The 26726-nt window shown below is 44.0% G+C and carries 22 protein-coding genes and 2 pseudogenes; 16 read left to right on the top strand and 8 right to left on the bottom strand.

Going from position 1 to position 26726, the window contains the following annotated elements; translation table 11 throughout:
• Window positions 1-46: 46 nt before the first annotated feature.
• On the bottom strand, window positions 47-823 hold the full coding sequence (gene yaaA / locus AACQ81_RS07410) for a peroxide stress protein YaaA (protein WP_237386827.1): 777 nt from the start codon (window positions 821-823) through the stop codon (window positions 47-49).
• Window positions 824-1006: 183 nt separating this feature from the next.
• Between yaaA and tal the strand changes: the two genes are divergently transcribed.
• Together tal and mog are read left to right on the top strand one after the other, a co-directional pair.
• Complete coding sequence (gene tal, locus AACQ81_RS07405) at window positions 1007-1960, top strand: transaldolase (RefSeq protein ID WP_237386826.1); 954 nt, start codon at window positions 1007-1009, stop codon at window positions 1958-1960.
• Between the two features lie 73 nt (window positions 1961-2033).
• On the top strand, window positions 2034-2609 hold the full coding sequence (gene mog, locus AACQ81_RS07400; protein ID WP_237386825.1) for a molybdopterin adenylyltransferase: 576 nt from the start codon (window positions 2034-2036) through the stop codon (window positions 2607-2609).
• Window positions 2610-2711: 102 nt separating this feature from the next.
• Here mog and AACQ81_RS07395 read toward each other — a convergent pair whose 3' ends face one another.
• The 4 genes and pseudogenes from AACQ81_RS07395 to AACQ81_RS07380 form a co-directional block, all read right to left on the bottom strand.
• On the bottom strand, window positions 2712-4112 hold the full coding sequence (locus tag AACQ81_RS07395; RefSeq protein WP_237386824.1) for a glycoside hydrolase family 1 protein: 1401 nt from the start codon (window positions 4110-4112) through the stop codon (window positions 2712-2714).
• Between the two features lie 206 nt (window positions 4113-4318).
• Window positions 4319-5683, bottom strand: a pseudogene (locus AACQ81_RS07390) (PTS transporter subunit EIIC); the annotation flags it as partial.
• The gene (locus tag AACQ81_RS07385) at window positions 5680-5838 is read right to left on the bottom strand and encodes a hypothetical protein (protein ID WP_237386823.1); all 159 of its coding nucleotides are present in this window, start codon (window positions 5836-5838) and stop codon (window positions 5680-5682) included. The gene AACQ81_RS07385 and the pseudogene AACQ81_RS07390, both read right to left, overlap by 4 nt.
• Window positions 5839-5930: 92 nt before the next feature.
• Window positions 5931-6578 carry an ArsR/SmtB family transcription factor gene (locus AACQ81_RS07380; RefSeq protein WP_237386822.1) on the bottom strand — a complete coding sequence of 216 codons (648 nt, stop codon included), beginning with the start codon at window positions 6576-6578 and terminating at the stop codon, window positions 5931-5933.
• A 237-nt stretch (window positions 6579-6815) separates the two neighbouring features.
• On the opposite strand from AACQ81_RS07380, the gene AACQ81_RS07375 reads away from it, so the two are divergent.
• The 10 genes from AACQ81_RS07375 (at window position 6816) to AACQ81_RS07330 (ending at window position 19548) form a co-directional block, all read left to right on the top strand.
• Window positions 6816-7313 carry a DUF2938 domain-containing protein gene (locus AACQ81_RS07375; protein ID WP_237386821.1) on the top strand — a complete coding sequence of 166 codons (498 nt, stop codon included), beginning with the start codon at window positions 6816-6818 and terminating at the stop codon, window positions 7311-7313.
• Window positions 7314-7999: 686 nt separating this feature from the next.
• Entirely contained in the window at window positions 8000-11392 is a 3393-nt protein-coding gene (locus tag AACQ81_RS07370; protein ID WP_237386820.1) for a non-ribosomal peptide synthetase, read from the top strand.
• The gene (locus tag AACQ81_RS07365; RefSeq protein ID WP_237386819.1) at window positions 11389-13047 is read left to right on the top strand and encodes a GMC family oxidoreductase; all 1659 of its coding nucleotides are present in this window, start codon (window positions 11389-11391) and stop codon (window positions 13045-13047) included. Before AACQ81_RS07370 ends, AACQ81_RS07365 begins: the two co-directional genes overlap by 4 nt.
• Window positions 13037-13768 carry a thioesterase II family protein gene (locus AACQ81_RS07360; protein WP_237386818.1) on the top strand — a complete coding sequence of 244 codons (732 nt, stop codon included), beginning with the start codon at window positions 13037-13039 and terminating at the stop codon, window positions 13766-13768. The genes AACQ81_RS07365 and AACQ81_RS07360 overlap by 11 nt, the downstream gene beginning before the upstream one ends.
• Before the next feature lie 2 nt (window positions 13769-13770).
• Entirely contained in the window at window positions 13771-14907 is a 1137-nt protein-coding gene (locus AACQ81_RS07355; RefSeq protein WP_237386817.1) for an acyl-CoA dehydrogenase family protein, read from the top strand.
• 140 nt (window positions 14908-15047) lie between these two features.
• Entirely contained in the window at window positions 15048-15917 is an 870-nt protein-coding gene (locus AACQ81_RS07350; protein WP_237386816.1) for a GNAT family N-acetyltransferase, read from the top strand.
• 78 nt (window positions 15918-15995) lie between these two features.
• A complete protein-coding gene (locus tag AACQ81_RS07345; RefSeq protein WP_092548403.1) occupies window positions 15996-16460 on the top strand; it encodes a group II truncated hemoglobin in 465 nt (154 codons plus the stop codon).
• Window positions 16461-16509: 49 nt separating this feature from the next.
• Window positions 16510-17352, top strand: a complete 843-nt coding sequence (locus AACQ81_RS07340) for a metallophosphoesterase family protein (protein ID WP_237386815.1) — start codon at window positions 16510-16512, stop codon at window positions 17350-17352.
• Between the two features lie 68 nt (window positions 17353-17420).
• Window positions 17421-17996 carry a flavoprotein gene (locus tag AACQ81_RS07335; RefSeq protein ID WP_237386814.1) on the top strand — a complete coding sequence of 192 codons (576 nt, stop codon included), beginning with the start codon at window positions 17421-17423 and terminating at the stop codon, window positions 17994-17996.
• Window positions 17997-18276: 280 nt separating this feature from the next.
• On the top strand, window positions 18277-19548 hold the full coding sequence (locus AACQ81_RS07330; protein ID WP_237386813.1) for an MFS transporter: 1272 nt from the start codon (window positions 18277-18279) through the stop codon (window positions 19546-19548).
• A 109-nt stretch (window positions 19549-19657) separates the two neighbouring features.
• Here the strand turns inward: AACQ81_RS07330 and satP are convergent, their stop codons facing one another.
• Entirely contained in the window at window positions 19658-20230 is a 573-nt protein-coding gene (gene satP, locus AACQ81_RS07325; protein WP_237386812.1) for an acetate uptake transporter, read from the bottom strand.
• Window positions 20231-20579: 349 nt separating this feature from the next.
• Here satP and dnaK point away from each other — a divergent pair, with 349 nt between their 5' ends.
• From dnaK to AACQ81_RS07310, 3 genes are all read left to right on the top strand, one after another.
• The gene (dnaK, locus tag AACQ81_RS07320) at window positions 20580-22490 is read left to right on the top strand and encodes a molecular chaperone DnaK (protein WP_237386811.1); all 1911 of its coding nucleotides are present in this window, start codon (window positions 20580-20582) and stop codon (window positions 22488-22490) included.
• Between the two features lie 104 nt (window positions 22491-22594).
• Entirely contained in the window at window positions 22595-23731 is a 1137-nt protein-coding gene (gene dnaJ, locus AACQ81_RS07315; RefSeq protein WP_237386810.1) for a molecular chaperone DnaJ, read from the top strand.
• Between the two features lie 283 nt (window positions 23732-24014).
• Entirely contained in the window at window positions 24015-24752 is a 738-nt protein-coding gene (locus AACQ81_RS07310) for a hypothetical protein (protein ID WP_237386809.1), read from the top strand.
• 36 nt (window positions 24753-24788) lie between these two features.
• Here the strand turns inward: AACQ81_RS07310 and AACQ81_RS07305 are convergent.
• A pseudogene (locus tag AACQ81_RS07305) lies at window positions 24789-25031 on the bottom strand (EamA family transporter); the annotation flags it as partial.
• Between the two features lie 83 nt (window positions 25032-25114).
• On the opposite strand from AACQ81_RS07305, the gene AACQ81_RS07300 reads away from it, so the two are divergent.
• Window positions 25115-25809, top strand: a protein-coding gene (locus AACQ81_RS07300) for an IS1 family transposase (protein ID WP_237386808.1) whose coding sequence is annotated in 2 segments (ribosomal slippage) — window positions 25115-25364 and window positions 25364-25809 — 696 coding nt in all. Because the reading frame shifts where the segments join, the coding sequence is not laid out codon by codon here.
• A 288-nt stretch (window positions 25810-26097) separates the two neighbouring features.
• On the opposite strand, the gene AACQ81_RS07295 is transcribed toward AACQ81_RS07300, so the two are convergent.
• The gene (locus AACQ81_RS07295) at window positions 26098-26514 is read right to left on the bottom strand and encodes a DUF596 domain-containing protein (protein ID WP_237386807.1); all 417 of its coding nucleotides are present in this window, start codon (window positions 26512-26514) and stop codon (window positions 26098-26100) included.
• Window positions 26515-26726 lie beyond the last annotated feature (212 nt).

The following is a 26726-nucleotide window of genomic DNA, read 5'->3' as shown; positions in this document are numbered from 1 at the left end:
TATCACTCCATCCACGTGTGGTGGAGTGATGCCTCTATTTGGTTGCTTAATGCTGCTCAGGACGTTTAAATACCAACTCATTTCCTTTGGAAAGAGACTCATCAAAAGCATAACCTTCCAAATTAAACTCCACCAGCCGCACAGGATCAGCCAATTGGTTCTGAATAATGAAACGGCTCATTAGCCCGCGGGCTTTTTTAGCATAAAAACTAATAACTTTATACTTGCCATTTTTTTCATCCAGAAAAACAGGCTTGATAATCTTAGCTGCCAGCTTTTTGCTATTTACTGATTTGAAATACTCATCCGATGCCAGATTCACCAGAACATCATCACCTTGCTGTTTCAATGCTGCATTCAGATTTTCAGTGATGCGATCACCCCAAAACTTATACAGATCTTTGCCACGCGGATTTTCCAGCTTAATGCCCATTTCCAAACGGTAAGGCTGCATCAGATCGAGAGGACGCAAAACACCATACAGGCCGGATAAAATTCTCAAATGCGTCTGGGCAAAATCAAAATCCTCAGCGGAGAAAGTTTCTGCCTGCATACCGGTATAAACATCGCCTTTAAACGCCAAAATCGCCTGACGGGCATTTTCCGGTGAGAAATTTGGCTGCCATTCACCAAAACGGGCAGCATTCAAACCCGCCAATTTATCACTAATACTCATTAAGCTACTGATTTGCGAAGGTGTTAAAGTTTGGCAGACATCAATCAATTGCTGAGATTCCTCCAGCAATTCAGGCTGACTATATTTCTCTGTCGGGAGCGTGCTTTCATAATCGAGTGTTTTTGCAGGTGAAATAGTAATAAGCATTATTTTTTCCTAACCAGATACTTTCGTGAGAGTTTATTATCTGCTTTATCGCAATGGTTTCAACGAATTCGTTTTATTGCCTCGTTGGAATTGGTACAGCCGCGCTTGGGCATGTTATTATCATGAGATGGCGAGGCAACATTACCAAATATTTTACGTATGTATAACGATGAGATATTAAACATGACCGATAAACTGACTTCCCTGCGTAAACTGACAACAGTAGTCGCAGATACCGGGGATATTGCAGCTATGAAACTGTATCAGCCGCAAGATGCGACCACCAACCCTTCTCTGATTTTGAATGCAGCTCAAATCCCAGAATATCGCCAATTGATCGACGAAGCCGTTACATGGGCGCGTGGTCAAAACGATTCTCGTGAGCAACAAATTATTGATGCTGGCGATAAATTGGCAGTCAACATTGGTCTGGAAATTCTGAAACTGATCCCTGGCCGCATTTCCACAGAAGTTGATGCCCGTCTGTCTTATGACACCGAAGCCAGCGTAGCGAAAGCAAAACGCCTGATCAAACTGTACAACGAAGCGGGTATCAGCAATGATCGCATCCTGATCAAACTGGCCTCCACATGGCAGGGAATCCGTGCTGCGGAACAACTGGAAAAAGAAGGCATCAATTGTAACCTGACCCTGCTGTTCTCCTTCGCACAAGCGCGTGCTTGCGCGGAAGCTGGCGTTTACCTGATTTCTCCATTCGTTGGCCGTATTCTTGACTGGTACAAAGCAAATGGTGACAAGAAAGAGTTCGCACCACACGAAGATCCAGGTGTGATTTCTGTTGCTGAAATTTATCAGTACTACAAAGAGCACGGCTACAACACTGTCGTAATGGGCGCAAGTTTCCGTAACTCTGGCGAAATTCTGGAACTGGCTGGTTGTGACCGCCTGACCATTTCTCCTGCTCTGCTGAAAGAATTGTCTGAAGCAGAAGGCGAAGTTGAATGCAAGCTGGGTTATGAAGGCGAAATCAAGGCACGCCCAGAACCAATGACTGAAGCTGAGTTTTATTGGGATCACCACCAAGATGCAATGGCAACTGAAAAACTGGCGGAAGGCATCCGTAAGTTTGCAATAGATCAGGGCAAACTTGAAAACATGATCGCCGATCTGCTGTAATTTCAAGCGATACGCTGTTTTTCTTTGTACAAAGGCGACTTGTTATGTCGCCTTTTGTTTAACTGAGGTTCGTATGAATATATTGCGCATTGGTCTCGTATCTGTTTCTGATCGGGCTTCAACTGGTATCTATCAGGACAAGGGCTTACCTGCACTGGAAACGTGGCTGAGTGAAGCAATTAGCACACCTTTTAGCGTAGAAACCCGTCTCATTCCTGATGAACAACTGCTTATTGAGCAAACCCTGTGTGAATTGGTCGATGAATTGGGATGTCATCTGGTGCTGACCACAGGCGGAACAGGGCCGGCACGCCGCGATGTCACACCAGATGCAACGCTTGCGATTGCCGATCGTGAAATGCCCGGCTTCGGTGAACAGATGCGGCAAATCAGCCTTCAATTTGTACCAACAGCGATTCTGTCCCGTCAGGTAGGCGTAATCCGCAATCAGGCGTTGATTTTGAATCTTCCCGGCCAACCAAAAGCCATCGCAGAGACACTCGAAGGCTTGAAAGACGAGAATGGCAAGGTGCTTGTATCAGGAGTTTTTGCCAGTGTTCCTTACTGCATCCAGCTTCTGGACGGCCCTTACGTGGAAACTGATGAATCCGTTGTGGCTGCATTCAGGCCAAAAAATGCCCGTCGTTAATATCTGTTGATTTTAATTTTTGCCAGCAAAAGGCGATCTCCTGAAAGGTTCTGAACCTGCTCAGAACCTTTGCGGACAAATCAAAATTGGGTATAAACCCGCTTACTCGCTCAAGCTGTGACCATTAGTTTCAATCACCTGTTTATACCAATGGAAGCTTTTCTTGCGGCGACGTTCCAACGAACCTGTTCCCTGCTCATTCTGATCAACGTAGATATAACCGTAGCGTTTGGTTATCTCACCTTTCGAAGCACTCACTAAATCAATCGCCCCCCAGCTGGTATATCCCATCACATCCACACCATCTTCAATGGCTTCCCTGACCTGAATAAGATGATCGTTAAGGTATTGAATACGATAGTCATCCTGAATACTACCGTCTGCTTCTGGCGTATCTTTAGCCCCCAATCCATTCTCAACAATGAATAAGGGCTTCTGGTAACGATCCCACAATAGATTCAATACAGTGCGCAAACCGAGGGGATCTATCTGCCATCCCCACTCTGAGCTGGGCAAATGAGGATTGGTTATCATATGCAGGATATTGCCCTGCTCTTTCAGGTCTTCCGATTCATCCGCTGTTGTACAGCCACTCATGTAATAACTGAACGAAATAAAATCGACTGTATTTTTCAAATCCAGTCGATCTTGCTCAGTAATATTCAACTCAATGCCATTTTCGCGGAAATAACGCAACATATAACCCGGATAGCGCCCTCGACTTTGAACATCACCAAAAAATAACCATTTTTGGTTTTGCTGAAGAGTCTCCAGAACATCCTCCGGTTTACACGTTAATGGATACATTAAACCACCAAGCAACATATTACCAATTTGGGCATCAGGAATGATTCTCCGGCACTGCTTCACCACGCGGGCACTGGCAACTAACTGATGGTGGATAGCCTGATAGATTTCAGACTGGCTGCTGTCTCTCGGTAACCCGACGCCTGTCAGTGGCTCATGCAGAGACATATTGATCTCATTGAATGTCAGCCATAATTTCACTTTCTTCTGGTAGCGGGTAAATACAGTACGAGCGTAATGCTCAAAGAAATCGATCAGCTTACGATTGCCCCATCCGCCATATTTTTTCACCAACATCCAAGGCATTTCATAATGAGATAGCGTGATCAAAGGCTGAATACCGTACTTTGCCATTTCATCAAATAACCTGTCATAAAACGCCAGCCCTGCTTCGTTGGGCTGTACCTCATCACCATTTGGAAAAATGCGGCTCCATGCGATAGATGTCCGCAGGCATTTAAAACCCATTTCTGCAAATAAGGCGACATCTTCGGGATAACGGTGATAAAAATCGATGGAAATATCTTTCAGGTATGGGGTTTCATTTGACGCGCCACGTTCAATAACAGGGCCAATAATGCCCTTAGGCATAACATCTGATACAGACAGACCTTTTCCATCCGTCAAATAAGCACCTTCAACTTGATTGGCGGCAAGGGCGCCTCCCCACAAAAAATGCATTGGGAATCGTTTCATTCAAATTTCCTCTTATGAATACTTAACGAATAACAATGGTGAACCTTTTTCCATTTTTGATGCAGTAATACACTCAATAGATGAATAATTCTCACTGTTACTGACAATAATCAGGGTTATAAGATCAAATCCGGCATCCAGAATTGCCTGTCTGTCAAATTGGATTAATGCCTTCCCTGCTTTTCTGTGGGTAGATTGGTGATGGCAGGCAGGCCAAACATCCAGGTCAAAAGGGTAGAAATGATAAACGCCAGCAACGTACCAATAATTGCCCCCCATAATGTGTCATCAATGCCTGATGGAGGGATCATTTGAGTGAAGGTGAAAATATTAATCAGCCCCATTGAGTAGATGGCGCTTTGATAATAACCAATAACAGAGCCACCAATAGCACCAGCGATACAACCAAAAATAAACGGCCGTCGGTAAGGGAGAGTTACCCCATAAACCGCAGGTTCAGTGATACCAAAAATACCTGCGGTAACAGCAGAACCAGATAATACTTTCAATTTGGCATCTCGGGTGCGCAAGAAAACCCCCAAGGCCGCCCCCGTTTGCCCTATTATGGCAGGCAATAGCAAAGGAGCTAATGTATCGTGTCCCAAAACTGTCAGGTTATTGATCATGATTGGCACGAGTCCCCAATGCAGACCAAACATGACACAAACTTGCCAGATAGCGCCCATAATTGCCCCTGCCAGAGCTGGTGCAAATCCATATATGGCCTGATAACCATACGCCAATAATTGACTTAACCATGTCGCAGCAGGCCCGATGACAATAAATACAAGGGGAACAATCAACATTAGACAAACAAGGGGGGTAACAAAAGTTTTGATTGCAGCCGGAAGACAGGCATCTAGTTTTTTCTCTACTTTGCAGCTTAACCAAGAAGCAAGAATAATTGGGATCACTGACGAGCTGTAATTCAACAATGAGAGTGGAACTCCCATAAAGTATTCAGTTGTACTGCCGACAACAGTCGATGTTTCAAAAGCAGAAATGATTAAGGGATGCACTAATGCGCCACCAATTCCCATTGTAATAAAGGGATTACCGCCAAATTTTTTACCTGCCGTATAACCGAGCAATAGAGGAAAAAAGTAAAACAGCGAATCGCTGGCTGCATACCAGATATGATAAGTGCCGCTATCAGGTGATAACCAATTCAATGTAACAGCAACTGCAAGCAGACCTTTTAAGATACCGGAAGCAGCCATGACACCTAAAAAAGGAGTAAAAATACCGGAAATGATATCTATAAAATGGTTGAATAAATTGTCTTTCTTTCCCGTTGATTTTGTTGCCAGTTTTTCTTCATTGGTGGGACTCATTATTTGCTGGACAGCCTGATAGACATCTTTGACTTCATTGCCAATCACAACCTGAAATTGCCCTCCACTTTCAATAACCGTAATAATATCAGGGTGGGCTTTTAGTTTGTTGATATCAGCACGTTCATGATCCTGTAGTTTAAAACGTAGCCGGGTCGCACAATGGACAAGACTGACGATATTCTCTTTACCGCCAACGCCAGCAACTATTTCTTGGGCCAGTATCTGGTAATTCATGCCACTTCCCTCGTTTTCCGCATTGCATCTGCACCAAAATCCAGATAAAAAAACCTGACAACGCTATCTCCCACACTATAGAGAGAGTCGCTGTCAGGTTTTGCCTGCATACGCAGTAACAATCTATTTTCAATTTTATCTGCTTTTGGATACACCTCAATTTTCAGACGATAAAATGTGATTGTGATCGCTAGATGACATATTAACCGCTATTATTTTGATAATTGCGATTAAGTAAAAATTTGTCCTACGGTTTTACCTCAATGCGCATTCCCGCCTCTTTCCATCCCGAAAATCCCTTTTTAAATCTACGCGCTTTAATACCTTTGGCACGGAGCAATGCAAGAGCGTTGGCAGAAAGCACGCAATAAGGACCACGGCAATAGGCGATCAAATCCTGATAAGACGTTAATTCACCCAGCCGGTTTTCCAGTTCATCAACCGGAATATTGATAGCATTGGGCAAATGGCCCTGTTCAAACTCATCTTTTGGCCTGACATCCAATAAGGTCATGCTCTTCTGTTTGATCCTATCCAACAACTCTTCCCAGGAAATCGCCTCCTGATTGTTCGTATCATCGATCAACCTGCGCATTTCTGTGCGATTAAATTCAGCATATTGCTGGAGCACAGAGATAATTTCCATGACAGGCCCTTCACCCCAGCGATAAAGCACGTGTTTGCCCGATTTGCGGGATTGAAGTAGCCCCGATCGTTTGAGATGCTGAAGATGCTGGGAAGTATTGGCAATCGACAGACCGGAAAGCTCCGACAGGCTTTCCACGGATTGCTCAGTATCAATCAGACACTCAAGCAGTGTGAGACGATGAGTATTTCCCAGCACTTTGGCTATTTCCGCAATCTCAACAAGGAGTTGCTTATCAAACATTGACATCAGACTTCCAACACTATTACATTCAATGAATTTATTGAGTATGATAATATCAGAGTTTTTCAGGCATTTCGAGTGCCAACATATATCCAGTGAGTTTCAAAAGGCAATGCGATAGCAGAAGTGAGTAAGCGTAGCCGACAATGCAGCAGAATGAGTTCTGCGGCAACATGGGCTTGAAAGATAAAGGGTATAACTGACTAACGGTGAGTGATTATTGTATTCGGAGGATAGTAACACATGAATGAAGGACTGGAGTTTATTGTTTATTCTGTATTGATTGGTGCCGGAGCGACGGTTGTCATGGATCTCTGGGCTGTTTTTGTGAAACGCTTTTTCGGCATTTCCTCGCTGAACTATGGAATGGTGGGGCGCTGGCTTGGACACATTCCAAAAGGGCAATTTACCCATACAAACATTATGCAAGCTGAACCCGTGAAAAATGAAAGTGGAATCGGCTGGTTCGCCCACTATTTGATTGGCATCATTTTCGCTGGGTTACTGTTATTTATTTGGGGATTGGATTGGGCAAAAAATCCAACATTTTTGCCTGCCTTAATTACAGGTATCGTGACTTTAGTGGCTCCTTTTTTCATTCTGCAACCCGGTATGGGAATAGGGATTGCTGCCTCCAAAACCCCGGCACCTAATACAGCCAGGTTCAGGAGCCTAATGGCACATACTTCTTATGGTGTTGGGTTGTATTTAGCTGCGATCTTATTAACATTATTTTCTTAATCTTATTTCTGAATCACCGTCGATAAACTTTTTCCCGTTTATCGACGGCATTATCTATTTTAATCTCCATTTGTTTATTTTCATTCCTCATTATTATTTCAATCATTTATTTCTTACCAAGAATATTAAAATAATAAGCAAATTAATATAAATCCTGCTTGGTAAATAAATAATGATAATCTGAAAATTCATTATTATCATGAAGTTAAACTATAACTTAGTAATAAAACTTATGTAATAATAATTATTCATTCGATATCGTTATTAGATATAACACATGGTTATAAATGTGTTGAATTTATGTAACCGTACAAATACCATCAAACAAAAATTTGAATAATTAATAGGTAAGTATTGAGAAAAAACAATAGCACTTTGGAATTTTTTCATCCAAAACTATTCATATTTTTAATATCTAACCAATCACTCTGGCTATATTTTCGGGACTGTTTAATTTTGATCCTAAAAAATCAGGGCAAACAATTACACCCAATAAATTTCGAATTGTGGTGCGATGGCTGTAGTGCAGATTTCCAAAAGCATAGATAAGTAATATTTATAACTATGCAACGATACAACGGAAATAAGCCCATGCAGCCAACAAAACTGCAATCTGCAAGATAAAGGGTAAATACAACACCACATAGAGAAACTTTACTTTCTCGGTTACATGTAGGAGATAATGTATGCAACATTTTCTCAAGGCATTGCAAGGTTCTGGATTACAAGTTTTTATTTCTCCTGAATTATCTGAACTAGAAAATAAAAATGCGGACATAGAAACGTCCCAACTGATACAACAGATTCATGGGATGCTGCGCAATGCCTTACCGTTGAACACTGCCATGCCGATAGCAACAGAAGAAAATATTGCTGAGGCAGAAGACTTTCCATTAACGGATATTCAATATGCTTATTTGATAGGCCGTAACCCCGGATTGGAATTGGGTGGACTAACCAGTTGCCTGTATACCGAATGGGATATGACTTCTTTAGATATCACGGCACTCAATGATGCTCTGAATAAAATCATTGAATATCATCCCATGTTACGAGCCACTTTATCTTTGGACGGGCAGCAACGAATTTTACCTTCCCCGTTGACCTATACCATTTCTACTCAAGATGGCAGGACATGGACTGCATCAGAAAAAGACGAACAACTGGCAATGATCCGCCACGAAATGGAGACGCAATTACTGCCAGTGGATAAAGCACCGACATTCAATATACGGGCAACAAGACTGAGTGATGATATTACCCGCCTGCATATCTATTTTGATTTGATGTTTGTGGATCTACATAGTGTCCGTGTGATACTGCGTGATTGGTGGCAAGTTTATCAGGGGCATGGCCTACACACTTTACCTGACAGCATGGATTTTCGCAGTTACATCAAATCGGAACGTTATTTACAGGGGCAACCCCAAGGGCTGCGTGATAAAGCCTATTGGGAACAGAAAATTGAGAGTCTGCCTCCGTCGCCTGAACTGCCTCTGAAAAATGTCCCTGAGTTGATTTCTCCGCCTTCTTTCAAGCGTTACAGTCGAAAAATCAATGCTGAAACACTACTGGCGCTCAAGAAAAAAGCGGAATTGCGCAAACTGACGCTGGAATCTGTATTCCTCGGCATATATGCAGAAGTGCTGCGTCAATGGTCGAAGCGTCAGGCTTTCACACTGACTATCACTCAGTTTGGGCGCCGTTCCTATTTTGCCGGCATTGAGAATGTGGTCGGTAATTTCCTGCAACCCATGTTGCTGGGAATACATGGCACTGAGACAGAAAGCCTTAGCGAACGTGTAATACAGATCCAGACTGATTTGATGATGAATCGCTGGCATTCTTCCTACAATGGCGTTCAGGTTTTAAGGGAACTGACCCGACGCAACCACGGCAGCCGTGCAGCGGCAGCGCCTGTCGTATTCAGCAATACCCTCAACTCTGATTTAGACGAGGTTGTAACAAATGTGGGCTGGGCGGAAGCCACGCAAGTCTATAGCAGCAATCAAACCCCACAGGTATGGCTGGAAAACCAAATTGTCCGCGTTGATGGGCTTGTCCAAATTAACTGGAACACAGTCAACGAACTCTTCCCTGACGGTATGGTGGAAGCTATGCTGGACGCTTATCTGACGCTGATTACAGCTTGCGCGGAAGATGATTCATCATGGGATAAGACTTCATCATTGGTGCAGTTACCTAAATCCGATCTGGCAGAACGGGTGGCAGCCAATGCAACGGATACCGATTTTGACATGAAGCTTCTGCATGAAATGATTTTGCATGCTGCGGAAAAATTCCCCGATGCAATTGCACTTGTGCAGGGAGAAAATCAAATCACCTACTCGGAAATGGTGAACAAAGCCGGAGCAATCGCACAGCAAATTTGCACTTCTGTCCAGATTAATCCCAATGATATTGTCGCGGTATCCATGCCACAAAGCCCGGATTTAGTGATCGGATTATTGGGTGTCCTTATGTCAGGCGCGGCTTACGTGGCAATCGATCCTCAACTTCCCGCTGAACGCCGCATGAGCCTGCTTAACCGGTGTACAGCAAAATGTATCATTACTGCCAGCACAGTGTTTAAACAGGATGAATTTGCCGATGTATTCCGGATCAATCTGGATGAATGCCCCATGCATAGTACTATGGATATAGGGCAAATGACCTCAAAGCAGGGGCTGGATGATCTGGCTTATGTCCTCTTTACCTCCGGTTCAACCGGAGAGCCTAAAGGGGTTATGGCTTCCCATCGTAATTCTGTAAATACGGTGCTTGATATTAATCACAAATTCCAAGTGACAGAACAAGACTCGGTATTATCTGTCGCACCGGCAGGTTTCGATTTGTCTGTCTATGACTATTTCGGGCTATTGGGCGTGGGAGGAAAAGTTATCTTAGCAATGCCTGAAACTGCCAATGACCCGAAAATCTGGCTGGAGCTGCTGGTCGAACATCAAATCACTATCTGGGATAGCGTTCCCGCTCCCGTCAAAGTGCTGGTAGACAGAAATGAATCTGCATTGGCCGAAACAAAACTCAGGCTGATTCTTATGAGCGGCGATTGGATACCTGTCGATCTGCCAGAACGCATTCGGGAAAATCTGCCGAATACGGCGATCATCAGTCTTGGCGGAGCCACCGAAGGCTCTATCTGGTCGATATATTATCCCATTGAAAAAATAGATAAAAACTGGAAAAGCATTCCCTATGGCAAACCGCTGGCAAACCAGACCTTCCATGTTTTGAACAATTGGTTCCTCCCCTGTCCCAAATGGGTCACAGGAGAACTCTATATCGGCGGAGACGGCGTGACTCAGGGTTATTTGGGAGATGCCGAAAAAACCGCACTGCGCTTTATTACTCATCCCATTACGGGCGAGCGATTGTACAGAACGGGAGACTTGGGGCGCTATATTGCGAATGGATTGATAGAAATTCTGGGACGTGAAGATAATCAGGTGAAAATCAATGGATATCGCATTGAATTGGGTGAAATTGAAGCTTGTCTTCTGGCTCACCAAAATACCAGCCATGTCGTTATTGACGCCCCTGTCCATGCCAAAACCGGCCAACGGCATATCGTCTCCTATATTGTTCCGGTCAATGCAGAGACTTTGCACGAGCCTAGTCATTTTCAGGATCAACTAAGGGAACTGGCGCGGAAAACATTACCCTCTTATATGGTACCCAGTTATTACATCCTGCTGTCCCACATGCCATTAACCAGTAATGGAAAAATTGACCGTAAGTCACTGCCTCACCCTTGGTCTGATACCGAAGAGAACACCGATTCTATGGTTGAGCCGGTTAATGAGATAGAAGCAAAGATCCTTAAACTCTGGCAGGCACAACTTCAGCATGATGATTTTGATGTCACTGATGGCTTTTTTGATATTGGTGGTGATTCACTTCATGCCGTAGGCTTGCTCAGTGCATTGAGGCAGGAGTTTAAGATCACGCCGGTAGGCGAACAAGACATTATTGAAGGACTGTTCATGAACTCCAATATTCAGTCTTTTTCTCGCATTATCGAGACAATCATTCAATCTCAAGCGGTGAATGACCTATGACCAAGACACACGATTATTACGATTACATTATCGTGGGCGGAGGTTCGGCGGGATGCGTAGCTGCATCACGCCTGTCTGAAAATGGCATGAAGTCCGTACTGCTGATTGAAGCAGGCCACACTTCTGATATTCACAACCCTGCCAGCCCGCTCAGAGACGCTTCACGCCTGGTACTGGAGGGATATAACTGGGATTATGAGGCTAATGTACGCAATGAAGATCGGTTCACTGATCTCATTCCATCTTCTGTGCCTACGCAGAAAGACAAGCAGACGACCCGCAAACATAAAGGACGCAGGCCATTCAATTATCGGGTAGGAAAAGTACTCGGCGGCTCTTCTGCGGTTAACGGTGCCATCGCCCTGAGAGGCTTTCCGAGCGATTTCGAACAATGGGTAAAAATGGGTTGTCCCAACTGGTCTTGGGAGCAAGTTCTGCCGTGGTTCAAGCATCTGGAGCATGATGTCGATTATATCAATGATGACAACCATGGCTCACAAGGGCCAATGTGTCTGCGCAGACCGCCAAATGGTGAGATCCATCCCCTTGATATGGCTTTTGCCCATGCCTGCGAACAGTCTGGCGTCCCTTATGCCGATGACCTTAATGTCGGTGAAGAACCCGCCGTAGGCCCTGTTCCTGCCAATGTCATCAATGGTGCCGAAAGGGTGGATGTCTATCGTTCATACCTTGAGCCGGTTTTGCAGAGAGAAAATCTGCACATTATGACTGATGCGCTGGCTGCACAGATCACCTTTAACGGTACTGTCGCTTCTGGTGTAAAAGTTATTCAGGCGGGAAAAGAGCTGATTTATCGAGCAGAACATATTGTTCTCTGCGCCGGTGCCATTGGCTCAGCTGCGTTGTTACAACGATCAGGCGTGGGTGATCCCGACCATCTGAATTCATTGGATATTCCGATTATTGCGGAAGTACCCGCCGTTGGCAGAAATTTAACGGATCATGCGTCAGTCGTATTATGGGCCCTTCCCAAAGCGGGAGTCTGTACAACAGGTCTGCCGTGGCGTCAAATTGCGGCCCGCATCAGCAGTGGTTATGACGCAAAAGTCGATGTACAAATTGGTCTGCTGAATAATGTTGCCAGCGATACCGTGCCGGGTTTCAGAGATCGAGTTGCTTATCCCATGTTGGTTGGAGCGTCCGTGATGCTGATGCGCCCGCAGGCACTGGGGCGCGTTTTTATCAGTAGTGCCGATTTGACAGCACTGCCCGAAATTGATCTGCCCCTCACTCGCAGTACGGCAGATATCGCCCGTCTTGTGGGCGGCGTACGCAAAATTTGGGAAGTTTTACAGCATCCAGAAGTCGATTCCTTCCTTGACGGCATTCAATTTTGGTCTCACTCCATGATTTATAACGACGAAATCATGAACAGTGCGATTAAGAATCTGGTCAATCCGGGCTGGCATGCTTCCGGCACGCTCAGAATGGGTGCCGACGGTGATCCGGATAGTGCAACCCAAGAAAATGGGCGGGTACGTGGCATCAAAGGTGTAACAGTTGCCGATGCGTCTCTGTTTCCCACTATTCCTTCTATGCCGACTAACCTGACAACCATCATGGTCGCTGAACGTATTGTCAGTTTCTTGCTTGAGAAGGAAACCACCAGCGAACGGAGGGCAAATGGATATTAAGCACAGACGGGTCATTTATGCCTTTCCACACGCGGGAGCTACAACAGCAATTTATCGCCCTTGGTTGAATGATCTGATGGCGACTAATGCCGCAATCTTGCAACCAGTCGCGATCCCGGGTCGCGGTTATCTGGCTAAAGAGCCGGAAATAGACGATCTCGATTTACTGGCTGAACGGCTGGCGTCTGATATCTGGAACGATCTCCGGCAGAAACAGGCTCAGGGGATTACTGAATGGATCACCTTTGGCCACAGCTTTGGTGGGGTGCTGAGTATCGCGGTTGGTCACGTATTAGTGAAAAACTATGGTATTTCTCCTCTATTTGGCGTGATTTCCAGTTCCGTACCTCCACATCTTCAACAGCAAGATGAGCGCCATCAATGGACGGATGAACAGTTAATCCAAAAAATCAAAGAAGACCAAGGGACACCCGAAGCCATCTTGAACGAACCTGCGCTGATAAAACCAATCATCAAGCAATTGCGCAGTGATTACCTGATACGCAGCCAATTTCCCCAGATTGACAATATACGAGTGAATTATCCGCTGGCACTTGTTTCAGCCACCAATGACATCTATGTCACGTTGGCAGATATGGAAGACTGGAAAAATTACACTTCTCACGATACTTCGCTCATCCGTATCGAAGGGGATCACTTCGCTGTGTACCAACACTGGGACGCCATTAAGCAAATACTGCTGACAAAGAATCTGGAGTGAATATGCGTATTGAGACTGATAATTTCGAGAATTACCGGAAGTCTTGCCGTGAGTTTCTTGAACGTGAAATCGTACCTGGGCATCAGGTATGGGAAGAAAACGGACTGGTTGAGCGCTCTTTCTGGGAAAAACTGGGGAGGTCAGGATTACTGGGTATCAGTGTCAGCCCCGAATTCGGAGGACTGGGAAAACACGATTATCGATTCGCAGTGATTCTGACAGAAGAGCTCATCAAAGCCGGTGTCACCGTACCGGGTATCGTGGCCCACAATGATGTTACCACCAGCTACATTTTTGCTCTCGGTAACACCGATCAGAAAAAGAGATGGTTGCCGGATCTATGTAGCGGAAAACAGGTCGCAGCTATTGCCATGACAGAGCCAAATGGGGGTTCCAATACCGCAGATCTCCAAACCGTGGCTACGCGGCAAGGGGATTATTATCTGGTTAATGGCAGCAAGACCTACATTACCAATGGTATTAATGCGGATTTAATCGTCGTTGCTGTCAAAACTGAAGAAGGACAGCAAGGTCAGGGTATCAGTTTGTTGGCAATAGAGCGGGGCATGCCGGGTTTTTCCAGAGGAGAACCTTTGAAAAAAATTGGCTGGAACGGCAGTGATACCGCTGAACTCTTTTTCCATGACTGCAAAGTACCTGCGACCAATCTGATTGGCCGTGAAAACCTCGGCAACTATTACTTCATGTCAGCAATGCCTCGTGAACGTCTCAGCATTTCAACGGTGGCGGTTGCCAGTGCCGAAAATATTTTGCAAGCCACACTGGAATATGTGAAAGAAAGAAAAGCCTTTAATCAGTCCATTGGTTCCTTTCAGTACAACCGTTTTGTCCTCGCTCAACTGGATACCGAAGTAAAAATTGCCCGCGTTTATCTTGATCACGCCACTGATCTTTTTAACCAAGGCCTTTTCAGCTTAGTGGATGCAGCCCGCATCAAGTTATGGACAACTGAACTTCAGATGAAAGTGGCAGATCGTTGTCTGCAATTACATGGCGGAATGGGATATATGCGCGATTCCGTTGCCGGCAAGAATTGGCTGAATAGCCGCGCTCAAACTATTTACGGTGGAACCAGCGAGGTATTGCAAGAAATTATCAGTAAATCCATGGGACTTTAGTATTCAATTTAGTGCTTAGTCATGCCGCAAACGCAAAGATAGGCCGATGAATTGCTACAAATAGCTCTGAAGTTCCCAACACTGAGAGCCTATTCCGGTAGGCTCTTACATCCTACCCTATTCGAGAGGATATATTGGTTATGAATGAGAAGAGCAGCAAAACATGTCTCATCCGATCGGTAAATGCCAGACAATGGAACTCCATTGTTCTTGGCTGGGCAGAGGCCGAAAATTGGGATATGTGCATAGGCGATACATTTAATTTCTTTAATGTAGACCCGAATGCCTTTTTTATTGCCTATCGTGATGAACAACCAATTGCATCAATATCGATGGTCAAGTATTCAGATAATTATTCGTTTGGCGGCAATTTCATCATTGCACCAGAATTTCGTCATCATGTTTGCGCTGCAAGAATATGGAAACCAACCATTGCCTATGCAGAACATCGCACGATTGGGTGTGATGGTAATTGGGATAAAATTCAGATCTATGAAAAAAGAGGGTTTGTCATCCATTATCGCAATGTCCGGCTTTCTGGCACCATTACGCAAAAAATTATCCCGCCGGCAGGTGCGATCCCGATTACACCAGCCAATATTGCTGATGTCATTCAATACGATGCCGAATGCACCGGCGTCTATCGGGATACATTGCTTTCTAATTGGTTTTGGGGAGAGCAGCGCCATGGGTTTTGTACCTATTCCAAAACAGGAATTTCCGGCGTCATCGGTATCCGTAAGTCTCATAACGGCTATCGGATTGGGCCTTTTTACGCTGACAATCCAGAAGCTGTCGAAACTCTCGCTCTTACTGCATTTGCGCTGGTTCCTGCCGGAGAACACATATCAGTTGATGTTCCTGAATCTGATAACAACGACTTTCTCCTGCTGGCTCACGAATATGGGCTACGGGGACTCTTTAATACATACAGGATGTACAAAGGCAATGCTGTACCCAAGGGACGGCAGGATAAAGTCAAGGCAATTAGTTCGTTGGAATTGGGATGATAAGTATTCAGACACTGTCCTTGTCTGAATCACAGCATCATTAATATCGTTAACGTACTCATATATAGAGGTTATGTTATGGCAAATGAAACACCAACCTTATTTGAATGGATGGGAGGCCGTGAGGTGCTCATGAAACTGATGGACACCTTTTATGCCAAGGTTGAACAAGATGAACTGCTGGCCCCGCTGTTCGAGAACATGAAATCAGACCACCCGGGCCATGTCGCTATGTGGCTGGAAGAAGTGCTCGGCGGAGAAGAACGCTATACTAATGAACGTGGTGGATTCAAAGTCATGCTGAGCCGTCACCGGGGCAGGAGTATTCAACCTGAACAGCGGAAAAGATGGGTCGATTTACTTATGCTGGCTGCCGATGAAGTCGGTTTACCGTCCGATCCTGAATTTCGCGCAGCATTCGCAGGCTATATCGAATGGGGTTCCCGCAGGGCTGAGGCTAATTCCCAGCCGGATGCAAAGCCATCACGCCGCGAAACTGTACCCAAATGGGGTTGGGGAGACGCCCCTCCGGGAACGCCCTAATTTTTTGCTCTAATCCTTAAAGGTCATTTAGCGATAGTGAGGTGAAAGCATGCTGTTGGCTATCAGTGATTTACATGTATCCCATGCTGCAAATCGTTTGCTGGTTGAATCATTAAGGCCAACCACGCCCAATGATTGGCTCTTGCTTGCCGGAGATATTGCAGAGCAGGAATCAGACTTTACATGGGTTATCAGTACACTGTCCCAACGGTTTGCCCAAGTTGTTTGGACACCGGGTAATCATGAACTTTGGTGTACCCCCAAAGATCCATTAAAGTTACCCGGTGTCCTGCGTTATGAACATTTGGTCAATATCTGCCGAAAATATAACGTTCTCACCCCTGAAGATGAGTTCTGTCGTTACCGCATGGGGGATGGTTCAACTGTTACCATTGCCCCTATCTTTACGTTGTACGACTATTCATTCAGAAACACCTTTGACTATACAGCTGATCAGGCTATCGAACGCGCCCGTCGGTGTGGTGTCATTAGTTCTGACGAGTTCTTCCTGAAAACCTATCCCCACAAAAGTATTATCGATTGGTGCCGAGAGCGTATTCAATATACCGAAAAACGTTTGAATATCATTCCAGATGATGAAGACATCATCCTGATGAGCCACTTTCCTATCATCCGAAAACCCCTCGAATCTTTACGCAATACCGAATTTTCCATTTGGTGCGGTAGTGAAAAAACTCATCAGTGGGCATCGAGAAAAGGAATACGCATGGTGGTATACGGTCATCTACACATTCCAAATATCGAATATATTCAAAATATTATCCATATTGAAGTTTCGTTGGGGTATCCACGGGATTGGCAAGAACATCGTAAATGCTCTTACTTAGTGGAACTGGATGGATTACTGGAACATGCAAACGAGTATCGCTGACTATTTATTTTAACTAAACCGTTATTTTAGCTAACCAGCCATTCTGATAATAAAAGGCTAATTTACCCATGAAAAATGATGAAATGATTCAACAGATAAAACCGCGGATTCTGATTGGGACAACCGGTTCCGTCGATATCACCCTTCTTCCCAGATACCTTTTAGCTATTAAGGCTACGATCGACTGTACTCTAACGGTAATGATGACAAACAGCGCCACTACCTTTTTGCCAGCTGAAACGGTTGCCCTCTATGCCGATCGAGTTATCAGCGGAGAAAAACCACAAGACTGGCCAACAGATAAGCCTTCACGCATTGTTGCGGATCATGACCTCATGGCAGTTCTACCTGCAACTGCAAACACACTGGCAACTGTTGCCCATGGCGGTGCGACCAACCGATTAACGACAGTCGTTCTGGCCTCCACATTTCCTGTTTTGTTTTTTCCTGTCATGGGTAGTGTCATGTGGGAAAAAGATGCAACACGCCGAAATATTAACCAGTTACGTAATGATAGCTACCACGTTATTGAACCTGTATGGCATGAAAACTTTGATGCGTCCTTACAACGGATGGTCGGGCATCCTTCACTGCCGGACACTGAAACGGTTATTTCTCTGCTAAAACAATATCTACCGAAATAACTTTTATCTGTGGAAGAGTGTTCAGTAATCCTTACCCAGCAGAATAGTTAATCAACAAATAGGATTCTTACTCTTCCCTCGCCAAATCCTCTGGTAGCTCGCCATTAAAACCATTTTGAGAAAATTTAAACTACATATCACCATAATGGTTTCATTTAAAAAATTGTAGAATAAACATCTTTTAATATAGCATAAGTTATATTTTCACCTAGCCAAATCGCAACAAGGTGATTGAAAATAGCTATGATAATCTTATTTTATAACTATAAATCGGTAACTTATGTCACAATATCAAAATCGTTCATTAAACAACCAAGACTATAAAACTCTGTTTCTGGCTGCCCTGGGTGGTGCTTTGGAGTTTTATGATTTTATTATCTTCGTCTTTTTTGCCGTTACGCTTGGTACGCTGTTTTTCCCTGCGGATATACCTGAATGGCTTAGGCAACTGCAAACCTTTGGCATTTTTGCTGCGGGTTATTTAGCCCGGCCCTTAGGTGGAATCATCATGGCTCATTTTGGTGATTTGGTCGGACGTAAGAAAATGTTTTCACTCAGTATTTTCCTGATGGCTGTACCAACACTGGCCATCGGGATGCTGCCTACCTATGATTCTATTGGCATCGCCGCTCCCCTGCTGCTTTTATTCATGCGTGTGATGCAGGGTGCTGCCATTGGCGGGGAAGTTCCCGGTGCATGGGTTTTTGTAGCAGAACATGTTCCCCATAAGCGCATTGGATTTGCGTGTGGTGTTCTTACAGCAGGCCTGACCATGGGAATTTTATTCGGTTCTCTTGTGGCAACCATCATTACGTCTATTTATATCAAACAAGAAGTCTTGGACTGGGCCTGGCGTCTGCCATTCTTTCTGGGCGGGATTTTCGGCCTGTGTGCTGTGTACCTGCGCCGTTGGTTACATGAAACACCTATCTTCAAAGAAATGCAGGAATGCAAGATATTGGCAGAAGAAATGCCGCTGAAGTCCGTGGTTTTTAATCACAAACGCGCCGTTATAATTTCTATGCTGCTGACTTGGTTACTCTCCGCTGGCATCGTTGTCATCATCTTAATGACACCAACTTATATGCAGACGGTATTTCATCTGGAACAGTCACTTACCCTGAAAGCAAATAGTCTGGCCATCATTTCATTGGCGATTGGCTGTGTATCTGTCGGATATTTATGTGATAAGTGGGGAGCTGGTATCGTTTTAATTGTCGGTTGTCTTCTTTTGGCCGCCACAAGTTGGACTTTCTACCATAATATCAGCGATGAACCACTCACATTATTTAGCGCTTATGCTATCGTCGGGCTGTCTGTTGGCGTGATCGGAGCCGCGCCGTTCGTCATGGTCAAGAGCTATCCGCCAGAAGTGCGCTTCAGCGGCATTTCATTTTCATATAATCTGGCTTATGCCATTTTTGGCGGATTGACACCGATCCTTGTGACCTTACTGCTGAAATATACTTCACAGGCACCCGCCTACTATATGATGTCCTTATCGGCTATCGGTATCTTATTGGGGGTTTATTTGAGGAAAAAAGGCATGTGAGAAAGTGCAAGCCGATAATGAAGAATAAGATGAACTAACTATTTCTAAAGAAAAATAATTATTTCTAAAGAACAGGATGAGTATTTATGCTCATCCTGTCTCAAAATGGCTAAGCGTGCTTCACTTCACCAATTGGCAAAATAGTACGGCCGTATTGTTCATTCAGAACTTCCGCCATTGCCAGATAGAAAGCACTTGCACCACAGATAACACCCTCAAAACCAGCAAAGGTCAAGATGACCGCATTACCCGTGATATTACCAATCGCCAACAATGCGAACAGCAGCGTCAGGCTGGCAAACACAAATTGCAGGGCACGGTTTGCTTTCAACGTGCCAAAGAACATGAACAGGGTGAAAATTCCCCACAGGGCCAGATAAACGCCGAGGAATTCATGGCTGGTTGTTTCAGCCAATCCCATTGTTGGCAGGAAAAGCAAGCCAATCAAACTCAACCAGAACATACCGTATGAAGTAAATGCGGTTGCAGCAAAAGTATTCCCTTTTTTGTACTCAAAAATGCCAGCCAGCACTTGAGCCAAACCACCATAAAAAATTCCCATGCTCAGGATAACTGAGGTCAATGGGAAAAAACCTGCGTTGTGCAAATTCAACAAAATGGTGGTCATACCAAAACCCATTAAACCCAATGGGCCTGGGTTAGCCAACTTAGTAGAATGCATACTTCCCCTAGAAAATACAAATAAAACAAAATATTAAAAAATTTCTGACGGCGGTTTCCGGTGCCAAGAAATCATAAAAGGCGGCGAATCATAATGTGATGGCATCAACTACACAATGGTCTGAGAAAAAAAATTTTATCAAACCTCAAATTTTTTTCAGTCTCCCCCTTGATGATGGGATGAATGACCCCATCTAAGTCTCAACTACAGTTACTACCGATATTCCGGCATTAGCTGAAAATATAAAATGAGGAATTTCTGGCCATCAGTGCCATTGAAAAGAAAACATTCGTCCTCATATAGCTTAGTAACTTGACCGAATATATGAATTCTTTGTGGAGGCGTTTAGATGGGTAAAATCATTGGTATCGACTTGGGAACTACCAACTCTTGTGTAGCAATTATGGACGGCACAACCACTCGTGTGCTTGAAAACAGCGAGGGTGACCGCACCACACCTTCTATCATCGCGTATACTCAGGATGGTGAAACTCTGGTTGGTCAACCAGCTAAACGTCAGGCTGTTACTAACCCGCAAAATACGCTGTTCGCCATCAAGCGTTTGATCGGTCGTCGTTTTCCAGACGAAGAAGTTCAGCGTGACGTATCTATTATGCCATATAAAATCATAGCTGCGGATAACGGCGATGCATGGCTGGAAGTGAAAAACCAGAAAATGGCACCACCTCAGGTTTCAGCTGAAGTTCTGAAGAAAATGAAGAAAACAGCAGAAGATTATCTGGGTGAGCCAATAACCGAAGCTGTTATCACCGTTCCGGCATACTTCAACGATGCACAGCGTCAGGCAACTAAAGATGCTGGCCGTATTGCAGGTCTGGAAGTGAAGCGTATCATCAACGAACCAACCGCTGCTGCTCTGGCTTATGGTCTGGACAAAGAAATCGGCAACCGTACCATCGCAGTTTATGACTTGGGTGGCGGTACTTTCGATATCTCTATCATCGAAATCGACGAAGTTGATGGCGAAAAAACGTATGAAGTTCTGGCAACCAATGGTGATACTCACTTGGGTGGTGAAGACTTCGACAGCCGTATGATCAACTACCTGGTTGACGAATTCAAGAAAGAACAAGGTATTGATCTGCGTAACGACCCACTGGCAATGCAACGCCTGAAAGAAGCAGCTGAAAAAGCGAAAATCGAACTTTCTTCCGCACAGCAAACTGACGTGAATCTGCCATATATCACCGCAGACGCGACTGGTCCTAAGCACATGAACGTTAAAGTAACTCGTGCAAAACTGGAATCTCTGGTTGAAGATCTGGTTAAACGTTCTATCGAGCCACTGAAAGTTGCTCTGAATGACGCTGGCCTGTCTGTATCTGACGTTCAGGACGTGATTCTGGTTGGTGGTCAGACTCGTATGCCAATGGTACAGAAAGCAGTTGCAGATTTCTTCGGTAAAGAGCCACGTAAAGATGTTAACCCAGATGAAGCAGTTGCGATGGGCGCAGCCGTTCAGGGTGGCGTACTGGCAGGTGACGTGAAAGACGTTCTGCTACTGGACGTAACTCCACTGTCCTTGGGTATCGAAACCATGGGTGGCGTGATGACGTCCCTGATTACTAAGAACACCACTATCCCAACCAAGCATAGCCAAGTGTTCTCTACAGCAGAAGACAATCAGTCCGCAGTAACCATCCATGTACTGCAAGGTGAGCGTAAACGTGCCAACGATAACAAATCACTGGGTCAGTTCAACCTTGACGGCATTCAGCCAGCAATGCGCGGTACTCCGCAGATCGAAGTCACTTTCGACATTGATGCTGACGGTATCCTGCACGTTTCTGCGAAAGACAAAAACTCTGGTCGTGAGCAGAACATCACCATCAAGGCATCTTCTGGTCTGAACGAAGAAGAAATCCAACAGATGGTACGCGATGCAGAAGCAAACGCAGAAGCTGACCGTAAGTTTGAAGAGCTGGTTCAGATTCGCAACCAAGCAGACCAACTGATCCACGGTACCCGTAAACAAGTTGAAGAAGCTGGTGACAAACTGACTGCTGACGAAAAAGCAGCAATCGAGAAAGCATCTTCTGAGCTGGAAACTGCGGCGAAAGGCGAAGATAAAGCTGAAATCGAAGCGAAGATTCAGGCTCTGGTTGAAGCATCCCAGAAACTTCTGGAAATCGCACAGCAACAAGCTCAGGCTGGTGCTGCTGACGCAGGTGCAGGCAATGCGAAGAAAGAAGACGACGTTGTAGACGCTGAATTCGAAGAAGTTAAAGACAAAAAATAATAGCCCTTAGCGGGCAAGGTAACAGGGCGCCTGTTACTTGTTAACTGGCACGGGCGTTGAGGTAACTCTACGCCCGTGCGTACGTGTTAAGGGTAAATAATATAATGGCAAAAAAAGATTATTACGAAGTTTTGGGCGTTTCCAAAACCACAGACGAAAAAGAGATAAAAAAAGCCTATAAACGGCTGGCAATGAAATATCACCCCGATCGTAATCAGGGCGATAAAGAAGCAGAAAGCAAATTCAAAGAAATTAAAGAAGCGTATGAAATCCTGACAGATTCTCAAAAACGCGCTGCTTATGACCAATATGGTCATGCTGCCTTTGAACAGGGAGGCATGGGCGGTGGTGCTGGCGGTTTCGGTGGTGGAGCTGACTTTAGTGATGTTTTTGGTGACGTTTTCGGAGATATTTTCGGTGGAGGTCGTCGTCAACAGCGCGCCAGCCGTGGTTCAGACCTGCGTTACAACATGGAACTGACACTGGAAGAAGCTGTCCGTGGTGTGACCAAAGAGATCCGCATTCCAACATTAGAATCCTGTGATATCTGCCATGGTAGCGGCGCAAAAACAGGCACCAGTCCAGAAACCTGCCGAACCTGTCATGGTGCGGGCCAGGTACAGATGCGTCAGGGATTCTTCGCGGTCCAGCAACCTTGTCCTCAGTGCCACGGGCGCGGAAAAATCATCAAAGAACCTTGCGGTAAATGTCATGGCCATGGTCGCGTTGAAAAATACAAAACCCTGTCTGTTAAGATCCCTGCCGGTGTAGATACAGATGATCGCATTCGTTTGAGCGGTGAAGGTGAAGCCGGTGAAAATGGTGCACCATCAGGTGATTTATACGTACAGGTTCAAGTCAAAGCGCACCATATTTTTGAACGCGAAGGCAGCAACCTTTATTGTGAAGTACCAATCAACTTCGCAACTGCGGCATTGGGTGGTGAAATTGAAGTTCCGACCCTAGATGGTCGTGTCAGCCTGAAAATTCCTGCGGAAACTCAGACCAGTAAACTGTTCCGCATGAAAGGTAAAGGTGTTAAATCTGTCCGCGGTGGTGTGCAAGGTGACCTGCTGTGTCGTGTTGTCGTGGAAACTCCGGTTAAGCTGAATGAAGAGCAGAAAGAATTAATGCGCAAACTGGGTGAATCTTTTGGCGGGAAAGGCGGTGAAACCAACAGCCCTCGCTCCAAGAGCTTCCTTGATGGCGTGAAAAAGTTTTTTGATGATTTGACTAAGTAATTTAATACTTTAGTGAAATTTTTTTTAATAATCCCTACTTATTATCAATTAATTAGAAGGATAATAAGGAGGGATTTATTAATAAACTAATTTATTAATAAATCCCTCAACCTTGTGTTCTTTCAGGTAACACTAACATCCCCAATTCTCTGATTGAAGTCTTGCTAAAAATGGAGCAGACTGTCTTGCATAGTAATAATGACATTATGACTCCTTTCCCACCCCATACTAACATTACATAAATTTCACAGTCCTAATTATAAACTATTATGAGGTTAGAATTATGATTGAAAGTATTTTACAAGATGCAATTAAACATTCTCGGACTATTTTTCGGGGAAAATCATCAAATAAAATGTATCGTGATATTACGAAATTGCATCAACATAAAAAGGAAAGGTATACACCAGAAAGTATCAGAAACAGGGAGGATAGGCAGGATGAATTTTCAGAGGAATTATCAAACATAGAACCTATTACTGATAGATACCAATATGCCTTATCTAGATTTAATTCTGGTGAAGAATTAGTGGGAAATTGTGGTGAATTAACAATAGCAGTATTCAATTACTTAGCTAACACTCGATCCCATGATATTTTAAGATGGTTTAATCAGAATGGTAAACGGGATGAAAGTAATATAACGAGACCCGTTTATATACTTTTTCTTATGTTCGATGATCCTTATGATCATTGTATTGCTGTTATCACTCAACCTGAACAAATGCATCATATTCCCGATATAAATAAGGTATATAATACATTACCCGATAATTCTTGGGTATGTGACTCATGGGCCAACATAGCTTGCGCATCTGAAGAGTATATTACCCGATGGAAAATTAAGATGTTGAGATGGGATTTAGTAGAAAAAACAACTTCCATATATCAACCGGAACAGACTCTTGATTATCCATCTCCATTAAGACCACGTAACCTTCACGCTATAACCCGCAGCAAAAAAAGAGTGAATTATATGGCTGTGATACAACCTAATGGAATAATGCAGATAATACAGTAATATTGAAGTATCATACATTATTTATCCAACAGAATATTACCCTAATTTCGTACCAATAACCCCTGCTACAATCACAACACAAGCCAATAACCGCATCTTGCTAAACGGTTCCCGCAAGATAACGACAGACAATAATATCGCAAACAACACGCTGGTTTCACGTAAGGCGGCAACCAAAACAATAGGAGTCTGACTCATCGCTCAAATCACGATGCCATAACTCAGTAATTGCATCAGCCCGCCAAATAACCCTTGTTGCCAATATTGGCGAAGCTCCCTGCCAGCACGATGCCAATATTTGGTTATGTATTCAAGGCGTTGTTCATTAGGTATACTAGCCATTCTTTATGGGGAGAACTTTAGTGGCAACAGTTGAAGTAAAATGCCGATTTTGTGACCAGACAAAAGCGGTGAAAAAGCATGGTAAAGGGAAAGGGGGTCATCAGCGTTATCGTTGTTTGTCCTGTAATCGCACTTTCCAACTGGATTATTCTTATCGCGCCTGTCACACCGGGATAAAAGAACAAGTCGTTGATCTTGCCATGAATAATTCAGGTATTCGTGATACCGCACGGGCATTACATATCAGCATTAATGCGGTTGTTCGCACCCTAAAAAACTCCGCCCAAGAGCGGTAACAACACTGCCACTGGATAATTTGGAAATTCAGCTTATCTGTGAAGTTGACGAGATGTGGTCTTTTGTCGGCAATAAAAAACAACAACGTTGGTTATGGTATGTTTGGGAACCCCGCCTGAAGCGTATCATTGCTTATACCTTCGGAAGACGGAGTCAGAAAACGCTAAAGAAGCTATTGAAAAAGCTCACTCGATTCAATGTGGCTTTCTGGTGTACAGATAATTTCAACGCTTACAATATGTTACCAACGAATAAACACCTCATCGGAAAAAGTTTCACGCAACGGATAGAACGTGAAAATTTCACCCTTCGTAATCGAATTAAGCGATTAAACCGTAAAACATTGGGCTATTCAAAATCGCCGGAAATGCATGATAAAGTCATCGGTACTTTTATTGAAAGAGAATATTATATTTAGAGTAAATCAACGCATTGGATATATGACCTAACGTATATATTACCTCCCCCCAGATTAGCCACACCAATCTGGGGACTTTTTAAATCTCTTAAATTAATACCAACCCCCTCTTCACTACAACAAATGACTTATAAAAATTAACTTTCTATTTTTATTCCTTTTCTAATATGGTTATGATAATTTCTCTGAATTGTTCTACCTATAACGGTTTAACCAATTCTAATAACTTTTCCAACCTCAGCATTTCATCATTAGAAGTATTCGAAATAAGTTTATACCAGAATAATTTCAAGTCCATTCTAAATAACCATTAGCATATACCCAAACAGCTACTGCCGGACACTCTTCGCTTACAAACCAGAAATACATTTCTGCTGTATCTTGTCTAGTTAATTGCGACCATACTTCGTCTGTTATTTCAACAGGTGACTCTTCTATTGGATAGTGATATTTAGGAGTTGGTAAAGTTTTTCTGAATAAATTTATTTGTTCTTCAATAGTACCGTCTAAAAATTTTCCATTTTTACCAAGTTTAAGATGACCTTCCTTCATTAATTTTTTCAGCATCCAAAAGAAAATCTCTTTTCTATCTTCAAAATTGAAATTAATAGGTTTTGGATCAGGGCACGAATTTGCGAATAATACTTCAAGGAAATATCCTTCTGATACTTCCCAAATTTCTTTATATCTATTTTCAGATAACATAGTTAATCCTTTAAAAGTTAAACTATTATCAGATAATTAAGCTATCTAATTAGATAGCTTTTGTAAGATACAGTTAACTATGGAACAGGGCACGAGCATACTTTGATTAACATTCAGCCAAAGAAAACTTGGGCGCGGTAATCATCACACCAGCTGGCTTTTTTAAGCTTATTTCTTTGGCTTGGTGCCCCGCAATCACATTGCTTGACCAT

It is taken from the genome of Xenorhabdus sp. Sc-CR9 (assembly GCF_963897815.1).
GTDB lineage: Bacteria > Pseudomonadota > Gammaproteobacteria > Enterobacterales > Enterobacteriaceae > Xenorhabdus.
The sequence above is the reverse complement of the archived record's forward strand: the minus strand, read 5'-3'. Positions and strand labels throughout refer to the sequence as shown.

Excerpts from the sequence above, each read along its gene's own strand:
- yaaA (WP_237386827.1), bottom strand. The coding sequence starts at position 823 with ATGCTTATTACTATTTCACCTGCAAAAACACTCGATTATGAAAGCACG.
- tal (WP_237386826.1), top strand. The coding sequence starts at position 1,007 with ATGACCGATAAACTGACTTCCCTGCGTAAACTGACAACAGTAGTCGCA.
- mog (WP_237386825.1), top strand. The coding sequence starts at position 2,034 with ATGAATATATTGCGCATTGGTCTCGTATCTGTTTCTGATCGGGCTTCA.
- AACQ81_RS07395 (WP_237386824.1), bottom strand. The coding sequence starts at position 4,112 with ATGAAACGATTCCCAATGCATTTTTTGTGGGGAGGCGCCCTTGCCGCC.
- AACQ81_RS07380 (WP_237386822.1), bottom strand. The coding sequence starts at position 6,578 with ATGTCAATGTTTGATAAGCAACTCCTTGTTGAGATTGCGGAAATAGCC.
- AACQ81_RS07375 (WP_237386821.1), top strand. The coding sequence starts at position 6,816 with ATGAATGAAGGACTGGAGTTTATTGTTTATTCTGTATTGATTGGTGCC.
- AACQ81_RS07370 (WP_237386820.1), top strand. The coding sequence starts at position 8,000 with ATGCAACATTTTCTCAAGGCATTGCAAGGTTCTGGATTACAAGTTTTT.
- AACQ81_RS07365 (WP_237386819.1), top strand. The coding sequence starts at position 11,389 with ATGACCAAGACACACGATTATTACGATTACATTATCGTGGGCGGAGGT.
- AACQ81_RS07360 (WP_237386818.1), top strand. The coding sequence starts at position 13,037 with ATGGATATTAAGCACAGACGGGTCATTTATGCCTTTCCACACGCGGGA.
- AACQ81_RS07355 (WP_237386817.1), top strand. The coding sequence starts at position 13,771 with ATGCGTATTGAGACTGATAATTTCGAGAATTACCGGAAGTCTTGCCGT.
- AACQ81_RS07350 (WP_237386816.1), top strand. The coding sequence starts at position 15,048 with ATGAATGAGAAGAGCAGCAAAACATGTCTCATCCGATCGGTAAATGCC.
- AACQ81_RS07345 (WP_092548403.1), top strand. The coding sequence starts at position 15,996 with ATGGCAAATGAAACACCAACCTTATTTGAATGGATGGGAGGCCGTGAG.
- AACQ81_RS07340 (WP_237386815.1), top strand. The coding sequence starts at position 16,510 with ATGCTGTTGGCTATCAGTGATTTACATGTATCCCATGCTGCAAATCGT.
- AACQ81_RS07335 (WP_237386814.1), top strand. The coding sequence starts at position 17,421 with ATGAAAAATGATGAAATGATTCAACAGATAAAACCGCGGATTCTGATT.
- AACQ81_RS07330 (WP_237386813.1), top strand. The coding sequence starts at position 18,277 with ATGTCACAATATCAAAATCGTTCATTAAACAACCAAGACTATAAAACT.
- satP (WP_237386812.1), bottom strand. The coding sequence starts at position 20,230 with ATGCATTCTACTAAGTTGGCTAACCCAGGCCCATTGGGTTTAATGGGT.
- dnaK (WP_237386811.1), top strand. The coding sequence starts at position 20,580 with ATGGGTAAAATCATTGGTATCGACTTGGGAACTACCAACTCTTGTGTA.
- dnaJ (WP_237386810.1), top strand. The coding sequence starts at position 22,595 with ATGGCAAAAAAAGATTATTACGAAGTTTTGGGCGTTTCCAAAACCACA.
- AACQ81_RS07310 (WP_237386809.1), top strand. The coding sequence starts at position 24,015 with ATGATTGAAAGTATTTTACAAGATGCAATTAAACATTCTCGGACTATT.
- AACQ81_RS07295 (WP_237386807.1), bottom strand. The coding sequence starts at position 26,514 with ATGTTATCTGAAAATAGATATAAAGAAATTTGGGAAGTATCAGAAGGA.